Source organism: Tritonibacter aquimaris (assembly GCF_009617595.1).
Lineage (GTDB): Bacteria > Pseudomonadota > Alphaproteobacteria > Rhodobacterales > Rhodobacteraceae > Epibacterium > Epibacterium aquimaris.
Window position 1 is genome coordinate 248522 of sequence record NZ_WIXK01000002.1, and the last position, 17132, is coordinate 265653.

The following is a 17132-nucleotide window of genomic DNA, read 5'->3' on the forward strand; positions in this document are numbered from 1 at the left end:
CATCCCAGATATGGCAGTGCGCCCCCGGAAGGGTGAGGCGCGGCCCCAGGAAACGGAGTTTAACATGACCAAGTATGACGCAGATTGGGTCCGGGCTGAGGAAGCCAAGCGTAAATGGATGGCCGAAAACGGTCTCTACACCGAGGAAGAAGAGCATTCTTCCTGTGGTGTGGGCCTTGTGGTTTCCATCGATGGCAAGAAAAGCCGCAAGGTGGTTGAGGCCGGTATCGAAGCGCTGAAGGCGATCTGGCACCGTGGTGCGGTTGATGCAGATGGTAAAACCGGCGACGGCGCAGGCATCCATGTGCAGATCCCTGTTGAGTTTTTCTACGATCAGATCAAACGCACCGGTCACGAGCCGCGCAAAGATGAGCTGGTTGCTGTTGGTCAGGTCTTCCTGCCACGTACTGATTTTGGCGCGCAAGAAACCTGCCGGACCATCGTGGAAAGCGAAGTTCTGCGTATGGGTTACTACATCTACGGCTGGCGCCATGTGCCGGTGGATGTGACCTGCCTGGGTGATAAGGCCAACGCGACACGTCCTGAAATCGAACAGATCCTGATTTCTAACTCCAAAGGTGTCGACGAAGAGACCTTTGAGCGTGAGCTTTATGTGATCCGTCGCCGGATTGAAAAAGCAGCTGCTGCCGCGCAGGTCGGTGAACTTTATATTGCGTCACTGTCGTGCCGCTCGATCATCTACAAAGGCATGATGCTGGCGGAGCAGGTTGCGGTATTCTACCCCGATCTGATGGACGAGCGTTTTGAATCTGCCTTTGCGCTCTATCACCAGCGTTATTCCACCAACACCTTCCCGCAGTGGTGGCTGGCCCAGCCGTTCCGCATGTTGGCCCACAATGGTGAGATCAACACGCTGAAGGGCAACGTCAACTGGATGAAAAGCCATGAAATCCGCATGGCGTCGGCGTCTTTTGGTGATCATGCTGAAGATATCAAGCCGATTATCGCTTCGGGTTCGTCAGATTCGGCGGCGCTTGATTCCGTGTTTGAAGTCCTGGTGCGCGCCGGTCGTTCTGCGCCGATGGCCAAAACCATGCTGGTGCCTGAAAGCTGGTCCAAACAAGCGCTGGAACTGCCCAAAGCCTGGCGTGACATGTATTCCTATTGCAACTCTGTGATGGAGCCATGGGATGGTCCGGCAGCGCTTGCGATGACCGACGGCCGCTGGGTCTGTGCTGGTCTGGATCGCAATGGTCTGCGTCCGATGCGCTATGTGGTGACTGGCGATGGTCTGGTGATTGCAGGCTCTGAAGCAGGTATGGTCCCGATCGATGAGGCCAATGTGGTGGAAAAAGGCGCGCTTGGTCCTGGTCAGATGCTGGCTGTGGATATGAAAAAGGGCCAGCTGTTCCACGACACCGAAATCAAAGACAAGCTGTCGCGCGCGCTGCCATTTGGTGACTGGGTTGCCAAGATCAACGATGTTGATACTGCGTTGGCCGAAGCCACAGAAGAGCCTCTGTTCACTGGTGAAGATCTGCGCCGCCGTCAGGTTGCAGCTGGCTATACCATTGAAGAGCTGGAGCAAATCCTGGCGCCGATGGCTGAAGACGGTAAGGAAAGCCTTGCATCGATGGGCGATGATACCCCATCTGCGGTTCTGTCCAATATGTACCGCCCGCTGAGCCACTTCTTCCGTCAGAACTTCAGCCAGGTTACCAACCCGCCGATCGACAGTCTGCGTGAATACCGTGTGATGTCGCTGAAGACGCGGTTCGGAAACCTGAAAAACGTTCTGGATGAAGACAGCTCGCAGACCGAAATCATCGTGCTTGAGAGCCCGTTTGTTGGCAATGCGCAATGGGCCAAGCTGGTTGCACAGTTCAACGCACCACTGGTTGAGATCGACTGTAGCTTTGATGCAGGCGAAGGCGCGTTGAATGCAGGTCTTGCCCGTATTCGCTCTGAGGCGGAAGAAGCAGTGCGTTCGGGTGCTGGCCATATTGTGTTGACCGATCAGCACTCCGGCGAAGGCCGCGTGGCGATGCCAATGATTTTGGCGACCTCTGCTGTGCATTCGCATCTGACCCGCAAAGGGCTGCGCACCTTCTGCTCGCTGAATGTGCGCTCGGCTGAATGTATTGATCCGCATTACTTTGCGGTGCTGATTGGCTGTGGTGCTACCGTTGTAAACGCATATCTCGCAGAAGATTCGCTGGCGGATCGTATTGAGCGCGGCCTGCTGGACGGAAGCTTGACTGAAAACATCGCCCGCTACCGCGAAGCGATTGATCAGGGCCTTCTGAAAATCATGGCCAAGATGGGGATTTCTGTCATTTCCTCATACCGTGGTGGTCTGAACTTTGAAGCTGTGGGCCTGAGCCGCGCGATGGTGGCCGAGTATTTCCCGGGCATGACCTCGCGCATTTCTGGTATCGGTATTCACGGCATTCAGAAAAAAGCCGAAGAAATTCACGCCAAAGGCTGGAGCGCCGCAGATGGTGTGTTGCCGATTGGCGGTTTCTACAAAGCGCGTAAATCCGGCGAGACCCACGCCTGGGAAGCAAGCTCGATGCATATGATGCAGATGGCGTGTAACCGCGCCTCTTTCGAGCTGTGGAAGCAGTATTCGGCCAAGATGCAATCGAACCCACCGATTCATTTGCGTGATCTTCTGGCCATCAAACCTATGGGTGAGGCCGTGCCGATCGAAGAGGTGGAAAGCATCACCTCGATTCGGAAACGTTTTGTCACGCCGGGCATGTCCTTGGGTGCGCTGAGCCCCGAAGCGCATAAGACGTTGAACGTTGCGATGAACCGCATTGGTGCAAAGTCCGACTCGGGTGAAGGTGGTGAAGATCCAGCGCATTTTGTGCCTGAGCCCAATGGTGACAACCCGTCTGCGAAAATCAAACAGGTTGCCTCGGGTCGTTTTGGTGTTACCGCCGAATATCTGAACCAGTGTGAAGAGCTGGAAATCAAAGTGGCCCAGGGTGCAAAACCCGGTGAGGGTGGCCAGCTGCCGGGCATGAAGGTCACCGATCTGATTGCGCGTCTGCGTCACTCTACCAAAGGTGTGACCCTGATTTCGCCGCCGCCGCACCACGATATCTATTCGATCGAAGATCTGGCACAGCTGATCTACGACCTGAAGCAGATCAACCCGCGCTGTAAAGTGACCGTGAAACTGGTGGCTGCCTCTGGTGTTGGTACAATTGCGGCGGGCGTTGCCAAGGCCGAAGCTGATGTGATCCTGATCTCTGGCCATAATGGCGGCACTGGTGCTTCGCCTGCGACCTCGATCAAATACTGCGGCTTGCCGTGGGAGATGGGCCTCACCGAGGCGCATCAGGTTCTGGCGATGAACAATCTGCGTGACCGGGTGACCCTGCGCACCGATGGTGGCCTGCGCACCGGGCGTGATATCGTCATGGCGGCGATGCTTGGGGCTGAGGAATACGGCATCGGCACTGCAGCCCTGATTGCGATGGGTTGCATCATGGTGCGCCAGTGTCAGTCCAACACTTGTCCGGTGGGTGTCTGTACCCAGGATGAGGCGCTGCGCGGCAAGTTTACCGGCAATGCAGACAAAGTGGTGAATCTGATCACGTTCTATGCGCAGGAAGTGCGTGAAATCCTGGCATCCATCGGCGCGCGTTCGCTGGATGAGGTGATCGGCCGTGCCGATCTTCTGGCACAGGTTTCACGTGGATCTGCGCATCTGGATGATCTCGATCTTAACCCGATGCTGATCACCGTCGATGGCGCACAAAACATCGTTTACAATCGCGACAAAGATCGCAATGCGGTGCCGGATACGCTGGATGCGGAAATTGTGCGCGATGCAGCACGGTTCCTGAAAGACGGTGAAAAGATGCAACTGTCTTATGCGGTGCAAAACACCCACCGTACCGTTGGCACCCGCACTTCGAGCCATATCGTTCAGAACTTTGGCATGCGTAATTCGTTGCAGCCTGACCATTTGACCGTGAAATTGCAGGGCTCTGCGGGCCAATCCTTGGGGGCTTTTGCAGCGCCCGGGCTCAAGCTTGAGGTGTCAGGGGATGCAAACGACTACGTGGGCAAAGGTCTGTCCGGTGGCACCATTACCGTGCGTCCGGCACAAGTCAGCCCGCTGAAAGCCAGCGAGAACACCATCATTGGTAACACAGTTCTGTATGGTGCAACGGATGGCTATCTTTTTGCGGCGGGTCGCGCTGGTGAACGGTTTGCTGTGCGTAACTCTGGTGCCAAAGTGGTGGTCGAAGGCTGTGGCTCGAACGGTTGTGAATATATGACCGGTGGCATTGCCGTGATTCTGGGCAGTATTGGTGCAAACTTTGGCGCGGGTATGACCGGCGGCATGGCCTATCTCTATGATCCTGAAGGCCTGGCATCAGAGCTGATGAACTTGGAATCATTGGTGATCAACCAGCTGGGCAATCAACATTGGGAAAACGAAGTCAAATCTCTGATTGAGCAGCATATAAGCGAAACAGGTAGCCGAAAGGCCGCAGAAATTTTGCAAAATTGGGACAATGAGCGACACAACTTCCTCCAAGTGTGCCCCAAAGAGATGCTAAACAAGCTCCCATACCCGTTGACGCAGGAAGATACAGCCATTCCGGCTGAGTAACTTAAAACACAGATCCCCAACTGGACCCGCAGGTATCGAACCTGCGGGTTATTTTTTGTCTAAATTGGCCCCTTGGTAACCGCTATCTGACTGCCGTATAGAAGAACTATGGCAACACAGGCGCAGAAGAAGAAATCAAAGACGCGGTCAGCAGCGCGGAAGTTTCAGCCCATCCGCTGGCTGCGGCGTTGGCTGTTGCGTGTGGCCTTGGGCGGCAGCGCGTTTTTGCTGGCTTTGGTCTTGCTGTATTCCGTGGTGAACCCACCGATTACCCATACCATCTGGATGGAAAAACGCCGTCTTGGCGACGTGGATCGTGAATGGGTTCCGATGGAGCATATTGCGCCAGTTGTGGCTCGTTCGATCGTCGCCGCCGAGGACGCAAATTATTGTCAGCACTGGGGGTTTGACCTCACAGCCATTCAGAACGCGCTCCAGGATGGAGCCAAACGCGGTGGTTCGTCACTGTCGCAGCAAGTGGTGAAAAACGTGTTCCTCTGGCAGGACCGTAGTTGGCTGCGCAAGACAATGGAAACCTTGCTGACGCCGATGGTTGAACTGTTCTGGAGCAAGCGCCGCATTCTGGAAGTCTATCTGAATGTCGCTGAAACCGATGAAGGTGTTTTTGGTGTAGAAGCAGGCGCGCGGCGCTATTTTGGCAAAGGCCCGGATGAGCTGAACGCCCGCGAAGCGGCGTTGTTGGCGGCGGTCCTTCCTAATCCCAAGCAGCGTTCAGCTGCGCGCCCGTCGCCCACTTTGCAAAAGCGTGCGGCCAGAATACGAGATGGCGCGGCTACGATCCGCGCAGATGGTCGTTCTGCGTGTTTCGAGGATTGAATCTCGCGCGGCTTTTAGGCATGTCTGCTACACTCATTCCCTTGTCTATATTGGAGGCTCCTAGGTGGCCCGTCTCTATCACGTTCCTCTTTCTCCCTTTTGCCGCAAAGTGCGGCTGTCGCTTGCGGAGAAGAAGATTGAAGTTGAGCTGATTGAGGAGCGCTATTGGGAGCAGGATCCTGATTTTTTACGCCGCAATCCCGCTGGCAAGGTACCGGTGGTGCGTCTGGATGGTAAGGTCCTCACGGAAAGCGCTGCAATCTGCGAATATATCGAAGAGACGCGGCCAACGCCTTCTTTGATGCCATCTGACCCCGAAGAGCGGGTCGAGGTGCGACGGCTCGTATCTTGGTTTGATGATAAATTCCATCACGAGGTGACTTCAAAACTGCTCTATGAGCGGGTGAACAAGAAGGTGACCGGAGAAGGCTATCCCGACAGCCGCAATGTGAAAGCCGGTGCCAAGGCGATTAAATACCATCTCGATTACATGGCTTGGTTGCTGGATCATCGACGTTGGCTGGCTGGGGACAATATGACATTGGCCGATTTTGCCGCTGCTGCGCATCTATCGTCGCTGGATTATATCTCCGATGTCGATTGGAACAGATCCGCGGTGGTCAAGGATTGGTACGCGAAAATCAAATCGCGCCCGGCGTTTCGCTCAATCTTGGCGGATCAGATTTCGGGCTTCCGCCCGCCCGCCCATTACGCGGACCTTGATTTCTGATATGAGGGTAGGGGGCTTCTGCCCTCTCTTGGCCCTCTGGGCCAATTCACCCCCGAGAGTATTTTGAAACGATGGATGCGAATTCAGATCTGAAAGCCAGGTTGGTGGCTCAGGCGCAGGCTGAGGGTTTTGTCTCTTGCCGGATTTGCCGCCCGTGGGATGTGCCAGAAGTTGCAGAGCGTCTGCAGGCGTTTCTGGATGCAGGGTTTCACGGGCAAATGGCGTGGATGGGGGAGCGTAGCCACTGGCGCGGCGACCCGGCGCAGCTGTGGCCCGAAGCGCGCTCCGTTATTATGCTGGCTGAAAGCTATACGCCGAAAGAAGATCCGATGGCGCTGTTGGGGCAGCACGATCGCGGGGCAATTTCTGTTTACGCGCGTAATAAAGACTACCATGATCTGGTGAAAAAGCGTTTGAAACGGTTGGCGCGCTGGCTGATTTCCGAGGCGGGTTCTGAAACTGAGGTGAAGGTTTTTGTTGATACCGCGCCAGTTCCAGAGAAGCCTTTGGCGCAGGCGGCAGGCCTTGGTTGGCAGGGTAAACACACCAATCTTGTCAGCCGTGATTGGGGCAATTGGGTCTTTTTAGGGTCTGTTTTTACCACGTTAGACTTGCCGGTTGATACGGTGGCAAAAGACAACTGTGGCTCATGCAAGGCCTGTTTGACGGCGTGCCCAACGGATGCGTTTCCGGCACCCTATCAGCTGGATGCACGCCGCTGTATTTCCTATCTGACTATTGAACACAAAGGCCCGGTTGATGAAGAGCTGCGCTCAAAGATGGGAAATCGGATCTACGGCTGTGATGACTGTCTTGCAGCCTGTCCGTGGAACAAATTTGCGGTTGAGGCCAGCGATCTGCGCTATGCGGCGCGGGAGGAGCTGATAAGTCCGAAACTTTCGGATCTGGCACAGCTTGATGACACCGCGTTTCGTACAAAGTTTTCCGGCTCACCCATTAAACGCATTGGTCGGGATCGATTTGTGCGAAATGTTTTATATGCGATCGGAAATTCAAATGATCAGTCGCTCTGCCCCGTGGCTGAGGGGCTGTGTGAAGATCCTGATGCGACCGTTGCAGATGCGGCGCGTTGGGCTGTTGTGCAGCTCAGGACGCGGCAGGGGCGCGCTGCGTCCTGATGCAGTTGTTTACGCTTTGCGCGCCAGCACCCAATCCGGGCGGGCAAAATGGCAGGTATAGCCGTTTGGAGTGCGTTCCAGGTAATCTTGATGCTCTGGCTCAGCTTCCCAGAAATCGCCAACAGGCTCAACTTCTGTCACGACTTTACCAGGCCATAGGCCCGAAGCGTTGACGTCTTCTATTGTTGTGAAGGCCTCAGCCTTTTGCGCATCATTGGTGTAGTAGATCGCTGAGCGGTAGCTCATTCCGGTGTCGTTGCCTTGACGATTTGGCGTTGTTGGATCGTGGATTTGGAAAAAGAACTCCAGCAATTTACGATAGCTGATCTGGCTGGGGTCATAGATGATTTCGATCCCTTCCGCGTGGGTGCCATGATTGCGATAGGTCGCGTTTTCGACATCCCCGCCGGTGTAGCCCACACGAGTCGTGATCACCCCTGGCATCTTGCGGATCAGATCCTGCATTCCCCAAAAACAGCCCCCGGCCAATACGGCGCGTTCTGAATGTGTCATCAGCGGTCCTCCACTTGGTTGAGATATGCGCCGTATCCTTCAACTTCCATATCGTTCAGATGAATGAAACGCAGTGAGGCAGAGTTGATGCAATAGCGGAGCCCACCGCGATCTTGAGGCCCATCCGGAAACACATGCCCAAGGTGGCTGTCCCCGTGGGTGGAGCGGACTTCGGTGCGGATCATGCCGTGCGTGGTGTCGCGCAGCTCTTGCAGGTGTTCAGGTTCAATCGGTTTGGTGAAACTGGGCCAGCCGCAGCCGGATTCATATTTGTCTGAGGAGGCAAACAGCGGCTCGCCAGAGACAATATCGACGTAGATACCCGGTTCTTTGTTTTGCAGGAGCTTGCCGGTTCCGGGGCGTTCTGTGCCCGCGTTCTGTGTCACGTGAAACTCTTCGTCCGAGAGTTTGGCAATTGCATCTGGATCTTTGAAATATTGTGACATGGGCACTCACGCTTGGATGGATCTTGGCTATTACATGGAGCGCCGCGCGGGAAATTCAAAGGTTGATTTTTGTGCAAAACGTTCAGTTTTTCTTGAGCGCTTTGACCGTGTGTCATCCACATACGCAAAAGGGCCGCCGAGTGAGGCGACCCTTACACGAAAGCTCTGGTTGAGCCTTAAGCTTCGCCGTTCACGCTGTCTTTCAGCGCTTTTGCGATGGTCATTTTTACAACCTTGTCAGCTTCTTTCATGAACTTCTCACCGGTGGCCGGGTTGCGCACTTCGCGCTCAGGACGTTCACGGCAGTAGATCTTACCCACACCAGGAAGGGTAACGGCACCGCCACCTGCGACTTCGCGGGTGATCAGGTTGCATACGGCTTCCAGAGCTGTGCCTGCAGTTTTCTTGTCGCTGCCCATCTCGTCTGCCAGTGCGGCGACCAGCTGAGTTTTGGTCATCGGTTTGGACATTATTAATTCTCCTTACGACTGCCCGATGTTTAGGGCCTCATCGCAAGATACTATCGGTATGTTGTGGTCGAACACAACGGATAGGCAGTCAAAACAAGAACATTTAGGCGGTTTTTCATGCGATTTTCTGCGGAAATTAGCCTATAAAAACGCGGTTTCATCGAAAGAACGTAGTTTTCGACTATGCAAACGTTCTAGTGGCATACTACGCAGGTCTTCCATAGCTTTGATCCCGATCTGCAAGTGGCGTGAAACCTGAGTGCGATAAAAATCAGACGCCATGCCCGGCAGTTTCAGCTCACCATGAAGCGGCTTGTCAGATACACACAGCAACGTGCCATATGGAACCCGGAACCGGTAGCCATTGGCGGCGATTGTTGCGCTTTCCATATCGAGGGCAATGGCGCGCGATTGGCTCAACCGCTGTACGGGGCCGGATTGGTCGCGCAGCTCCCAGTTTCGGTTGTCGATGGTGGCAACGGTTCCTGTGCGCATGATGCGCTTCAGATCATAGCCTTCCAGCGCGGTGACATCAGCGACGGCCTGCTCCAGCGCAACCTGAATTTCTGCCAAGGCCGGGATGGGCGTCCACACCGGCAGATCATCATCAAGCACATGGTCTTCGCGCAGATAGGCATGGGCCAGAACAAAATCACCAAGCGATTGCGTATTGCGCAGCCCAGCACAGTGGCCCACCATCATCCAGGCATGGGGGCGCAAGACCGCGATGTGATCCGTTGCTGTTTTTGCGTTTGAGGGGCCAACACCGATGTTCACCAGGGTGATGCCATTCCCATCCGCACGTTTGAGATGGTAGGTCGGCATTTGTGGTAGTTTGGCAGTTGGGGCTATGTCCGCATCGGCGTCAAAGATCTCATGATTGCCGGTGCTCACAAAGCTGCAATAGCCAGAGCTTGGATCCGCCAGCATTTCGCGCGCATAGCTTTCAAACTCGGTCACATAGAACTGGTAGTTGGTAAACAGAACATGGTTTTGAAAGTGCTCTGGATCTGTGGCCGTATAATGCGACAGACGTGCCAGTGAATAATCTACCCGCTGGGCAGTAAACAGCGCCAGCGGGCCAATGTCATCCTCGGGCTGATAGGTGCCATTGACGATATCGTCATTGGTTGTGGCAAGGTCCGGCACATCAAAGATGTCTCGCAACACAAACCCGGCTGCGCCTTCTTGTGGGACGGTGACATCGCTGCGATTGGCAACGGCAAAATGGATCGGGATCGGTGTATTGGAGGCACCAATTTCGACCGGTTGCCCGTGGTTGCGGATCAGCAATGTGATCTGTTGTGCGAGATAGTGTCGAAACAGATCTGGTCGCGTAATGGTGCTTGCATAGGTGCCGGGCGCAGAGACATGACCAAAGCTGAGGCGACTATCGACACGCGTGTAGGACGGATTGGTGAAACGGATTTCCGGATAGAAAGCGCGATAATGTACCCCATCCTGTGGACCGTTTTGGATCACGTCTTTGAAGGCTGTGCTTAAGAAGTCGGTCGCGAGTTCATAAAGCTCTATCAGGCGGGCAACGGCCGCATCGGCGTCGGTAAATTGTTCGGCAGCAGGGGCTTTGGGTGTCTTAATGGTCATTCAGTGCTTTCTATGACGGGAATCTTTTTGAATTGGGTGACATCCACCAATCCAAGGTCAGATATGCGCAGCTCTGGTATGACAACCAGCGCCAGAAGCGAGTGCTGCATATAGGCATTGTTGAGCGAGCAACCGCAGGCTTCCATCGCTTTGCCAAGCGCCTGTGCCCTGGCGGCGACCTCAGTGGCGGGGCTGTCAGACATGAGCCCGGCAATCGGGAGCTCTACGAGGGCAAGTTCTTCGCCATCGCGAAAAAGGGTCACGCCGCCGCCAACTTCGGCGAGGCGATTGGCGGCCAGCGCCATTTGGGTGCGATCAGTACCAACAACGATCATATGGTGGCTGTCATGGGCGACGGTTGATGCCATTGCCATCTTGCCCTGATAGCCAAAGCCCGAAACAAAGGCATTCGATACGCCACCAGTGCCGCGGTGGCGTTCCACCAGCGCGATCTGGCAGATCTCTCCGTTTGCTTCAATGCGCCCGTCTTCTACGGGCAGCTCTGCTTTCAGCGCTTTGGTCGGGGCCTGATTTTCCACCACACCAATGACATTCACCGTTGCAATATTTGCGCCCTTGGGAGCTGTGATTTCAAAATCATCTTCCCGTAGCTCATGGCCTAAATGGACGGTGCCCCGGGCATGGTCAGGCCAGTGCAGATGCGGACATTCCACCGTGATAGCGCCATTTTCTGCAACGATCTGCCCGCGGGCAATCACGGTTTCAATTGGCAGCTCGTTAAGATCAGACGTCAATATCACATCCGCGCGCCGTCCAGGGGTGAGCGAGCCAATCTCCCGTTCAAGCCCAAAATGCGTGGCAGTGTTGATCGTTGCCATCTGTAGGGCCACCACAGGGTCACAGCCACAGGCAATTGCGTGGCGCACGACCCGGTTCATATGCCCATCATGGACAAGCGTGCCAGAGTGGCAATCGTCTGTACATAAAATGAAGGAGCGACTGTCCAAGCCCTTTTCAGTGATCGCGGTGATCTGGCTTTCCACATCATACCAGGCAGAACCCAGCCGCATCATCGCGCGCATGCCCTGACGGGTACGGGTGATGGCATCAGCTTCCGAGGTGCCTTCGTGGTCATCTGCGGGCCCACCGGCCACATAGGCGGCGAAGTCTGGCCCAAGATCTGGCGAAGCGTAATGCCCGCCAACCGTTTTACCCGCGCGTTGGGCAGCGCCAATTTCTGCAAGCATTTTGGGATCTGCAGCGGCAACGCCAGGGAAATTCATCATCTCGCCAAGGCCGATGATGCCGGGCCATGACATCGCCTCAGTCACATCATCGGGGGTGATTTCAAACCCGGTGGTTTCCAGCCCCGGCGCTGATGGCGCACAGCTTGGCATCTGGGTGTAGATATTGACGGGCTGCATCAGCGCCTCATCATGCATCAGGCGCACGCCTTCGAGCCCCATGACATTGGCGATTTCATGGGGGTCGGTGAACATGGTGGTGGTGCCATGGGGAATAACCGCGCGCGCAAATTCCGCCGGGGTCAGCATACCGCTTTCGATATGCATATGAGCATCACAAAGCCCGGGGATCATAAATCGCCCCTTGGCCTCGATCACCTTGGTGTCTTGGCCGATGCAATAGGATGCGTCTGTTCCAACATAGGCAATACGTCCGCATTTGATTGCGATGTCGTGATCTGGCAGGATTTCACGGGTGTGTACATTCACCCATGTGCCGCCACGGATGACCGTGTCTGCTGGGGAACGACCTGCAGCGACATCAATCAGCTGCGGGGCAACATCGGGCCAACTCGGGAAAAGGGTCTCTGACATGGTGTATGTTCGTCTGTTTGCGCAATCAATTTCAAGCGCAACCTGCCGTGTTTCATCAAAAGGTCATGCAAAAATAGGAAGAAAGTCACATGGAAATCGTTATTCACCACAACCCCGCCTGTGGCACCTCTCGCAATGTGCTGCAACTGATCAAGGACGCTGGCTATACGCCCGTCGTTGTTGAATACCTTGATACCGGCTGGAGCCGCCCGCAGCTGCAGTCGCTTTTTGCTGCGGCCGGGCTGACCCCTCGTCAGGCTTTGCGTACCACCAAATCCCCCGCAGAAGAGCTTGGCCTACTGGACCCAACAGTCTCTGACGATGTGTTGCTGGATCAGATGTTGGAGCATCCTGTGCTGGTCAACCGTCCGATTGTGGCATGTAGAAACGGTGTGAAACTGTGTCGTCCCTCTGGCGCGGTGCTGGATCTTTTGGATAATTGGCCAACAGGGCCATGGGCCAAGGAAGATGGCAATCTTTTGATCGATGCCGATGGGAACCGCGTCAAAGAGTAGTTTCTTTGATGCGGCTTGTTATCGGATCCGCGATTGGATCTTTTTGGGGGGAAGGCCTATGCTTGCTCCACCGCGTGATCCGCCTGCCGATTGTATGAGGTCCAGATGTCAGAAGCTCCCAAACCCGTTGTTACCATTTCCTATTGTATTGGCTGCAATTGGATGTTGCGCGCGGGTTGGATGGCGCAGGAGCTATTGTCGACCTTTCAAGAGCAGCTTGGTGGCGTGACTTTGGTGCCAAGCGATATTGGCGGCACCTATGAGATCCGCATTGGCGATGCGGTGTTGTGGGAGCGTAAACGCGATGGTGGCTTTCCGGATGTGAAGGCGCTCAAATCTCGTGTGCGCGATCACATAAACCCTGATCAAGATTTGGGCCATTTGGACCGTAAACCCTCAGCATAACAAAAACCTACCTATTCACCGCTTGTCATAGGCGGGGCGTATGCGCATCTATGGCGCATGGGAAATACACTTCTTTGTCTTGGTTTTGGCTATTCTGCGCAGGCGCTTGCTCGAAAGCTTGTGCCAGATGGTTGGCGTGTTGTTGGAACCAATCGCACCGGTGAACATGCCGAGGGGTTCAAAACCGTCAGATGGCCCGGAAATGATCTGCCCTTAGACGGCGTGACCCACGTGCTGAGCTCTATCGCGCCAACAGCCGAGGGTGATCCAGTGCTGGCGGATTTGTTGCAACAGCTTGGCTCGTGTGCGCCTGACTGGGTTGGCTACCTTTCCACAACGGCAGTCTATGGTGATCACGATGGGGCTTGGGTTGATGAGGATACCCCACTGACCCCCGCAACCCGACGTGGGCATTGGCGCAAAGAAGCGGAAGAAGCCTGGCTCAGCAGTGGCCTGCCTGTGCATGTGTTTCGTTTGGCAGGGATCTATGGTCCTGGACGCGGGCCGTTTTCCAAGGTGAAATCCGGGCAGGCACGTCGCATTGTAAAGCCCGGACAGGTGTTTTCACGCATCCACGTGGAGGATATTGCGCAGGTTCTTGCAGCCTCGATCGCGCAGCCCAACCCGGGATCGGTTTACAATGTGTGTGACGATTTTCCGGCCCCGCCGCAGGATGTGATTGGCTATGCCGCTGAATTGCTTGGTCTGCCAAAGCCGCCAGAAGTCGATTTTGACACCGCAGATATGAGCCCGATGGCGCGCAGTTTTTACTCTGAAAACAAGAAAGTACAAAACGCGCGGATCAAATCTGAACTCGGTGTAGAGCTGCTGTACCCGGATTATCGTGTGGGTCTTCAGGCCTTGGCGCGTGATTCGTGATGGGTGCAGGTCAAATCACGATATAGTAACCGATATAATACCTTTTTGTAGGTTACATAAATTTTATGCCGACATATTTTGATATTGTCGGTTCAAACGCTGATCTCGCACAAGAGGCAGGAACCGGCAGTTAACGCAGCCAACTGTCAGGTGGAAACATGCCGCTTATCGAAGTCAAAGTATTCAAAGACGAATTGAACGAAGGTCAATCCGAAGAGCTTATCGCAAAAATCACCGATGCGGTGACCGAAGTCACCAGCGAGAAATTGCGTGATGTGACTTGGGTTGTGATCGAAGAAGTCAAAGACGGCCAATGGGGCGTAGGTGGTAAGGCGCTGGGCCTGCCCGACGTCAAAGCCTTGATGGCAAGCTAATTCAAAGATCCCCTGCTAGGCAGGGGATTTTTACTTCAGCAGATCCAGCACTTTGGCCGTGATGTGCTCTGCATTCATTGCCGCAACATCATACATGTCTTTTGGGCTGGCTTGATCGATGAAAATATCTGGCAACGTCATCGTGCGCAGTTTGAAGCCAGTATCAAACACAGCCTCATCCATCAGCAATTGCGCCACATGAGAGCCAAAGCCGCCAATTGCGCCTTCCTCAATCGTTATCATGGCGTCATGTTCTGCAACGAGCGATAAAATCATGTCCCGGTCGAGCGGTTTGGCAAATCGCGCGTCTGCAATTGTTGGTGTGATGCCCTGATTTTCCAGAGAGGCGGCTGCCTTTTGAACCTCTGACAAACGCGTGCCAAATGAGAGCAATGCGATGTTGCTGCCGCGCTGGATGATCCGGCCTTTGCCGATCTCAAGCACGTCTGGCGCGTCTGGCAATTCGACACCAACCCCTGCGCCGCGAGGATAACGGAAAGCTATAGGTCCGTCGTTATATGCGGCGGCGGTTTTGACCATATGCACCAGTTCAGCCTCATCTGCCGCAGCCATCACCACCATGCCCGGCAGATTGCTCATAAAGGCAATGTCAAACGAGCCCGCATGGGTTGCGCCATCGGCACCCACCAATCCAGCCCGGTCAATCGCAAAGCGCACTGGCAGGCGTTGAATGGCAACGTCATGTACCAGCTGGTCATAGCCACGCTGCAGGAAGGTGGAATAGATCGTGCAAAACGGCTTCATTCCACCAGCAGCAAGCGCCGCACTGAAGGTCACCGCATGTTGTTCAGCGATGCCAACGTCAAAGCAGCGCGACGGGTAGCGTTCGGCCATCAGGTTCAGCCCGGTGCCACCGGTCATTGCAGCAGTGATGGCGCAGATCTTGTCGTCTTTTGCCGCAAGTTCCACCAGGCTGTCGCCAAAGACTGATGAATATGAGGGCGCGTTGCTTGGCGTCTTTTTCTGTTCACCTGTGCCCACATCGAACTTGCCAGTGGCGTGGCCCTTGTCGGGCGCGCCTTCGGCGGGCGCGTAGCCTTTGCCTTTTTGAGTGACCACATGGATCAAAACCGGCCCACGTGCGTTTTCTTGTGCAGATCTCAGAACGGGCAGCAACTGTCCCAAGTCGTGCCCATCAATGGGGCCGATATAGGAAAACCCCAAAGCTTCAAACAAGCTGCCATCAACGGCGAGGTTCTTGATCACCTCTTTGGCGCGTTTTGCCCCTTCGCGCAGCGGCCCAGGCAGCAATGATGCTGCACCATCCGCCATCGATTTCAGGTTCTGCAGCGATGGATCTGAATAGGCCTTGGCAAGATAGGTCGACAGCGCACCAACAGGAGGGTCAATTGACATGCCATTGTCATTCAAGATCACAAACAATCGCCGCCCGAGGTCGCCTGCATTGTTCATAGCTTCAAACGCCATGCCCGCTGACATTGCGCCGTCACCAATTACGGCTATTGCATCGCCGCTGCCCTCAGGCAGATCGCCGCCCAGATCACCCGCAACTTTGAACCCTAGTGCGGCGGAGATTGAGGTGGAACTATGCGCCGTGCCAAACGGATCATAGGGGCTTTCGCTGCGTTTGGTGAAACCCGAAAGACCCTCTTTCATCCGTAAGGTGCGAATGCTGTCACGGCGTTCTGTCAGGATTTTATGGGGATAACACTGATGCGAGACATCCCAGATCAGCTTGTCTTTTGGTGTGTCAAATACCGCATGAAGCGCCACCGTGAGCTCGACCACTCCAAGGCCCGCACCAAGATGTCCGCCGGTTTCCGACACCGCAGAAATGGTCTCAGCCCGTAATTCATCCACCAGCTGTCGAAGCTCTGCATCCCGCAAAGCTCTTAGATCTGCGGGTCGGTGGATCCGATCCAGAAGGGGGGTATGGGGCCTGTCGGACATTGTGATCCTTATGCCGCGATCAGCTATCGCGCGAGATAACGAACTGAGCGGCCTGTTTCAGGGTTTCCGCCTCTGCTCCATAAGTATGTAGCGCGTCACAGGCCTGTTCCACCAAGGTTGCCGCGCGTTCTTTGGCCGCATCAAGCCCAAGCAGAGAGACAAAAGTGGCTTTGCCTGCGTCTTCATCCTTGCGCAGCGCCTTACCAACCTTATCGGCATCCCCCTCCACATCCAGGATGTCGTCGGCGATTTGAAACGCAAGGCCAAGCGCCTGTGCGTATGTCAGCAATGCAGTGGTATCTGCGCCTGCAAGCTGAGGCCCGGCAGTGGCAGACCATTCGATCAGGCAGCCGGTTTTACGCTGTTGCAGCAAGGTAATCTGGGGCAGGCCAAGCGGTTGTTTGGCGGTTTCGGCATTAATGTCAAGCATTTGGCCGGACACCATGCCGTCCTTACCTGACGCCTGCGCAAGGCTGCGGATCAGCTTGAGCGCATGCTGCCCAACAATCGGTTCTGCCAGCAGTTCAAACGCCAGTGTCTGCAGACTGTCACCCGCAAGCACAGCAGTGGCTTCGTTCCATTTGCGGTGAAGCGTGGGCTGGCCACGGCGCAGATCATCATCATCCATGCAAGGCAGATCGTCATGCACCAGCGAATAAGCATGTATGCATTCAATCGCGAGCGCTGCATTCAGCGCAGTGTCAGAGGGCACATGGTGCAGCCGCGCGCTCTCCAGCACCAGAAAGCCGCGCAGCATTTTGCCGCCCATAATGGCATAACGCATAGCCTCGTGCAGTTCGTCACGCCCGCTGATGCGGAACTTGGCGAATTCTGAAACTCTGGCCTGCGCCGCAGTCAGCGCTGATGCAAAGACGGGTGAGGCTGTCATCA

At 55.2% G+C, this 17132-nt stretch carries 15 protein-coding genes; 8 read left to right on the forward strand and 7 right to left on the reverse strand.

What is annotated here, in order from left to right:
* Positions 1-64: 64 nt before the first annotated feature.
* The 4 genes from gltB to queG all read left to right on the forward strand — a co-directional run bounded on the left by gltB (position 65) and on the right by queG (position 7303).
* Positions 65-4597 carry a glutamate synthase large subunit gene (gene gltB / locus GG681_RS04750; protein WP_153545638.1) on the forward strand — a complete coding sequence of 1511 codons (4533 nt, stop codon included), beginning with the start codon at positions 65-67 and terminating at the stop codon, positions 4595-4597.
* Positions 4598-4705: 108 nt separating this feature from the next.
* A complete protein-coding gene (gene mtgA / locus GG681_RS04755; protein ID WP_153545640.1) occupies positions 4706-5434 on the forward strand; it encodes a monofunctional biosynthetic peptidoglycan transglycosylase in 729 nt (242 codons plus the stop codon).
* Between the two features lie 64 nt (positions 5435-5498).
* Positions 5499-6164, forward strand: a complete 666-nt coding sequence (gene fzlA / locus GG681_RS04760) for an FtsZ-binding protein FzlA (protein ID WP_328593266.1) — start codon at positions 5499-5501, stop codon at positions 6162-6164.
* Positions 6165-6235: 71 nt separating this feature from the next.
* Entirely contained in the window at positions 6236-7303 is a 1068-nt protein-coding gene (gene queG / locus GG681_RS04765) for a tRNA epoxyqueuosine(34) reductase QueG (protein WP_153545641.1), read from the forward strand.
* Positions 7304-7312: 9 nt separating this feature from the next.
* Here the strand turns inward: queG and msrA are convergent, their stop codons facing one another.
* The 5 genes from msrA to ade all read right to left on the reverse strand — a co-directional run bounded on the left by msrA (position 7313) and on the right by ade (position 12136).
* Positions 7313-7816 (reverse strand): peptide-methionine (S)-S-oxide reductase MsrA, encoded by a 504-nt coding sequence (msrA, locus tag GG681_RS04770; protein WP_153545642.1) that lies wholly within the window; start codon positions 7814-7816, stop codon positions 7313-7315.
* Positions 7816-8262: a peptide-methionine (R)-S-oxide reductase MsrB gene (msrB, locus tag GG681_RS04775; protein WP_153545644.1), complete on the reverse strand. Its 447-nt coding sequence runs from the start codon at positions 8260-8262 to the stop codon at positions 7816-7818. The genes msrA and msrB overlap by 1 nt, the downstream gene beginning before the upstream one ends.
* Before the next feature lie 176 nt (positions 8263-8438).
* Positions 8439-8732 (reverse strand): HU family DNA-binding protein, encoded by a 294-nt coding sequence (locus tag GG681_RS04780; protein WP_153545646.1) that lies wholly within the window; start codon positions 8730-8732, stop codon positions 8439-8441.
* Between the two features lie 141 nt (positions 8733-8873).
* Entirely contained in the window at positions 8874-10337 is a 1464-nt protein-coding gene (locus tag GG681_RS04785) for an AMP nucleosidase (RefSeq protein WP_153545648.1), read from the reverse strand.
* Positions 10334-12136 (reverse strand): adenine deaminase, encoded by a 1803-nt coding sequence (gene ade, locus GG681_RS04790; protein ID WP_153545650.1) that lies wholly within the window; start codon positions 12134-12136, stop codon positions 10334-10336. Before ade ends, GG681_RS04785 begins: the two co-directional genes overlap by 4 nt.
* An 89-nt stretch (positions 12137-12225) precedes the next feature.
* Between ade and arsC the strand changes: the two genes are divergently transcribed.
* The 4 genes from arsC to GG681_RS04810 all read left to right on the forward strand — a co-directional run bounded on the left by arsC (position 12226) and on the right by GG681_RS04810 (position 14309).
* Positions 12226-12651: an arsenate reductase (glutaredoxin) gene (gene arsC, locus GG681_RS04795; protein WP_153545652.1), complete on the forward strand. Its 426-nt coding sequence runs from the start codon at positions 12226-12228 to the stop codon at positions 12649-12651.
* 105 nt (positions 12652-12756) lie between these two features.
* The gene (locus GG681_RS04800; RefSeq protein WP_153545654.1) at positions 12757-13056 is read left to right on the forward strand and encodes a SelT/SelW/SelH family protein; all 300 of its coding nucleotides are present in this window, start codon (positions 12757-12759) and stop codon (positions 13054-13056) included.
* Between the two features lie 57 nt (positions 13057-13113).
* Complete coding sequence (locus GG681_RS04805; RefSeq protein ID WP_153545656.1) at positions 13114-13935, forward strand: SDR family oxidoreductase; 822 nt, start codon at positions 13114-13116, stop codon at positions 13933-13935.
* A 158-nt stretch (positions 13936-14093) separates the two neighbouring features.
* Complete coding sequence (locus GG681_RS04810) at positions 14094-14309, forward strand: tautomerase family protein (protein ID WP_153545658.1); 216 nt, start codon at positions 14094-14096, stop codon at positions 14307-14309.
* Positions 14310-14339: 30 nt separating this feature from the next.
* Here the strand turns inward: GG681_RS04810 and dxs are convergent, their stop codons facing one another.
* Both dxs and GG681_RS04820 read right to left on the reverse strand, forming a co-directional pair.
* Positions 14340-16241 carry a 1-deoxy-D-xylulose-5-phosphate synthase gene (gene dxs, locus GG681_RS04815; protein ID WP_153545660.1) on the reverse strand — a complete coding sequence of 634 codons (1902 nt, stop codon included), beginning with the start codon at positions 16239-16241 and terminating at the stop codon, positions 14340-14342.
* A gap of 19 nt (positions 16242-16260) precedes the next feature.
* On the reverse strand, positions 16261-17130 hold the full coding sequence (locus tag GG681_RS04820) for a polyprenyl synthetase family protein (RefSeq protein WP_153545662.1): 870 nt from the start codon (positions 17128-17130) through the stop codon (positions 16261-16263).
* Between the last annotated feature and the right edge of the window lie 2 nt (positions 17131-17132).

Excerpts from the sequence above, each read along its gene's own strand:
- gltB (WP_153545638.1), top strand. The coding sequence starts at position 65 with ATGACCAAGTATGACGCAGATTGGGTCCGGGCTGAGGAAGCCAAGCGT.
- mtgA (WP_153545640.1), top strand. The coding sequence starts at position 4,706 with ATGGCAACACAGGCGCAGAAGAAGAAATCAAAGACGCGGTCAGCAGCG.
- queG (WP_153545641.1), top strand. The coding sequence starts at position 6,236 with ATGGATGCGAATTCAGATCTGAAAGCCAGGTTGGTGGCTCAGGCGCAG.
- msrA (WP_153545642.1), bottom strand. The coding sequence starts at position 7,816 with ATGACACATTCAGAACGCGCCGTATTGGCCGGGGGCTGTTTTTGGGGA.
- msrB (WP_153545644.1), bottom strand. The coding sequence starts at position 8,262 with ATGTCACAATATTTCAAAGATCCAGATGCAATTGCCAAACTCTCGGAC.
- GG681_RS04780 (WP_153545646.1), bottom strand. The coding sequence starts at position 8,732 with ATGTCCAAACCGATGACCAAAACTCAGCTGGTCGCCGCACTGGCAGAC.
- GG681_RS04785 (WP_153545648.1), bottom strand. The coding sequence starts at position 10,337 with ATGACCATTAAGACACCCAAAGCCCCTGCTGCCGAACAATTTACCGAC.
- ade (WP_153545650.1), bottom strand. The coding sequence starts at position 12,136 with ATGTCAGAGACCCTTTTCCCGAGTTGGCCCGATGTTGCCCCGCAGCTG.
- arsC (WP_153545652.1), top strand. The coding sequence starts at position 12,226 with ATGGAAATCGTTATTCACCACAACCCCGCCTGTGGCACCTCTCGCAAT.
- GG681_RS04800 (WP_153545654.1), top strand. The coding sequence starts at position 12,757 with ATGTCAGAAGCTCCCAAACCCGTTGTTACCATTTCCTATTGTATTGGC.
- GG681_RS04805 (WP_153545656.1), top strand. The coding sequence starts at position 13,114 with ATGGGAAATACACTTCTTTGTCTTGGTTTTGGCTATTCTGCGCAGGCG.
- GG681_RS04810 (WP_153545658.1), top strand. The coding sequence starts at position 14,094 with ATGCCGCTTATCGAAGTCAAAGTATTCAAAGACGAATTGAACGAAGGT.
- dxs (WP_153545660.1), bottom strand. The coding sequence starts at position 16,241 with ATGTCCGACAGGCCCCATACCCCCCTTCTGGATCGGATCCACCGACCC.
- GG681_RS04820 (WP_153545662.1), bottom strand. The coding sequence starts at position 17,130 with ATGACAGCCTCACCCGTCTTTGCATCAGCGCTGACTGCGGCGCAGGCC.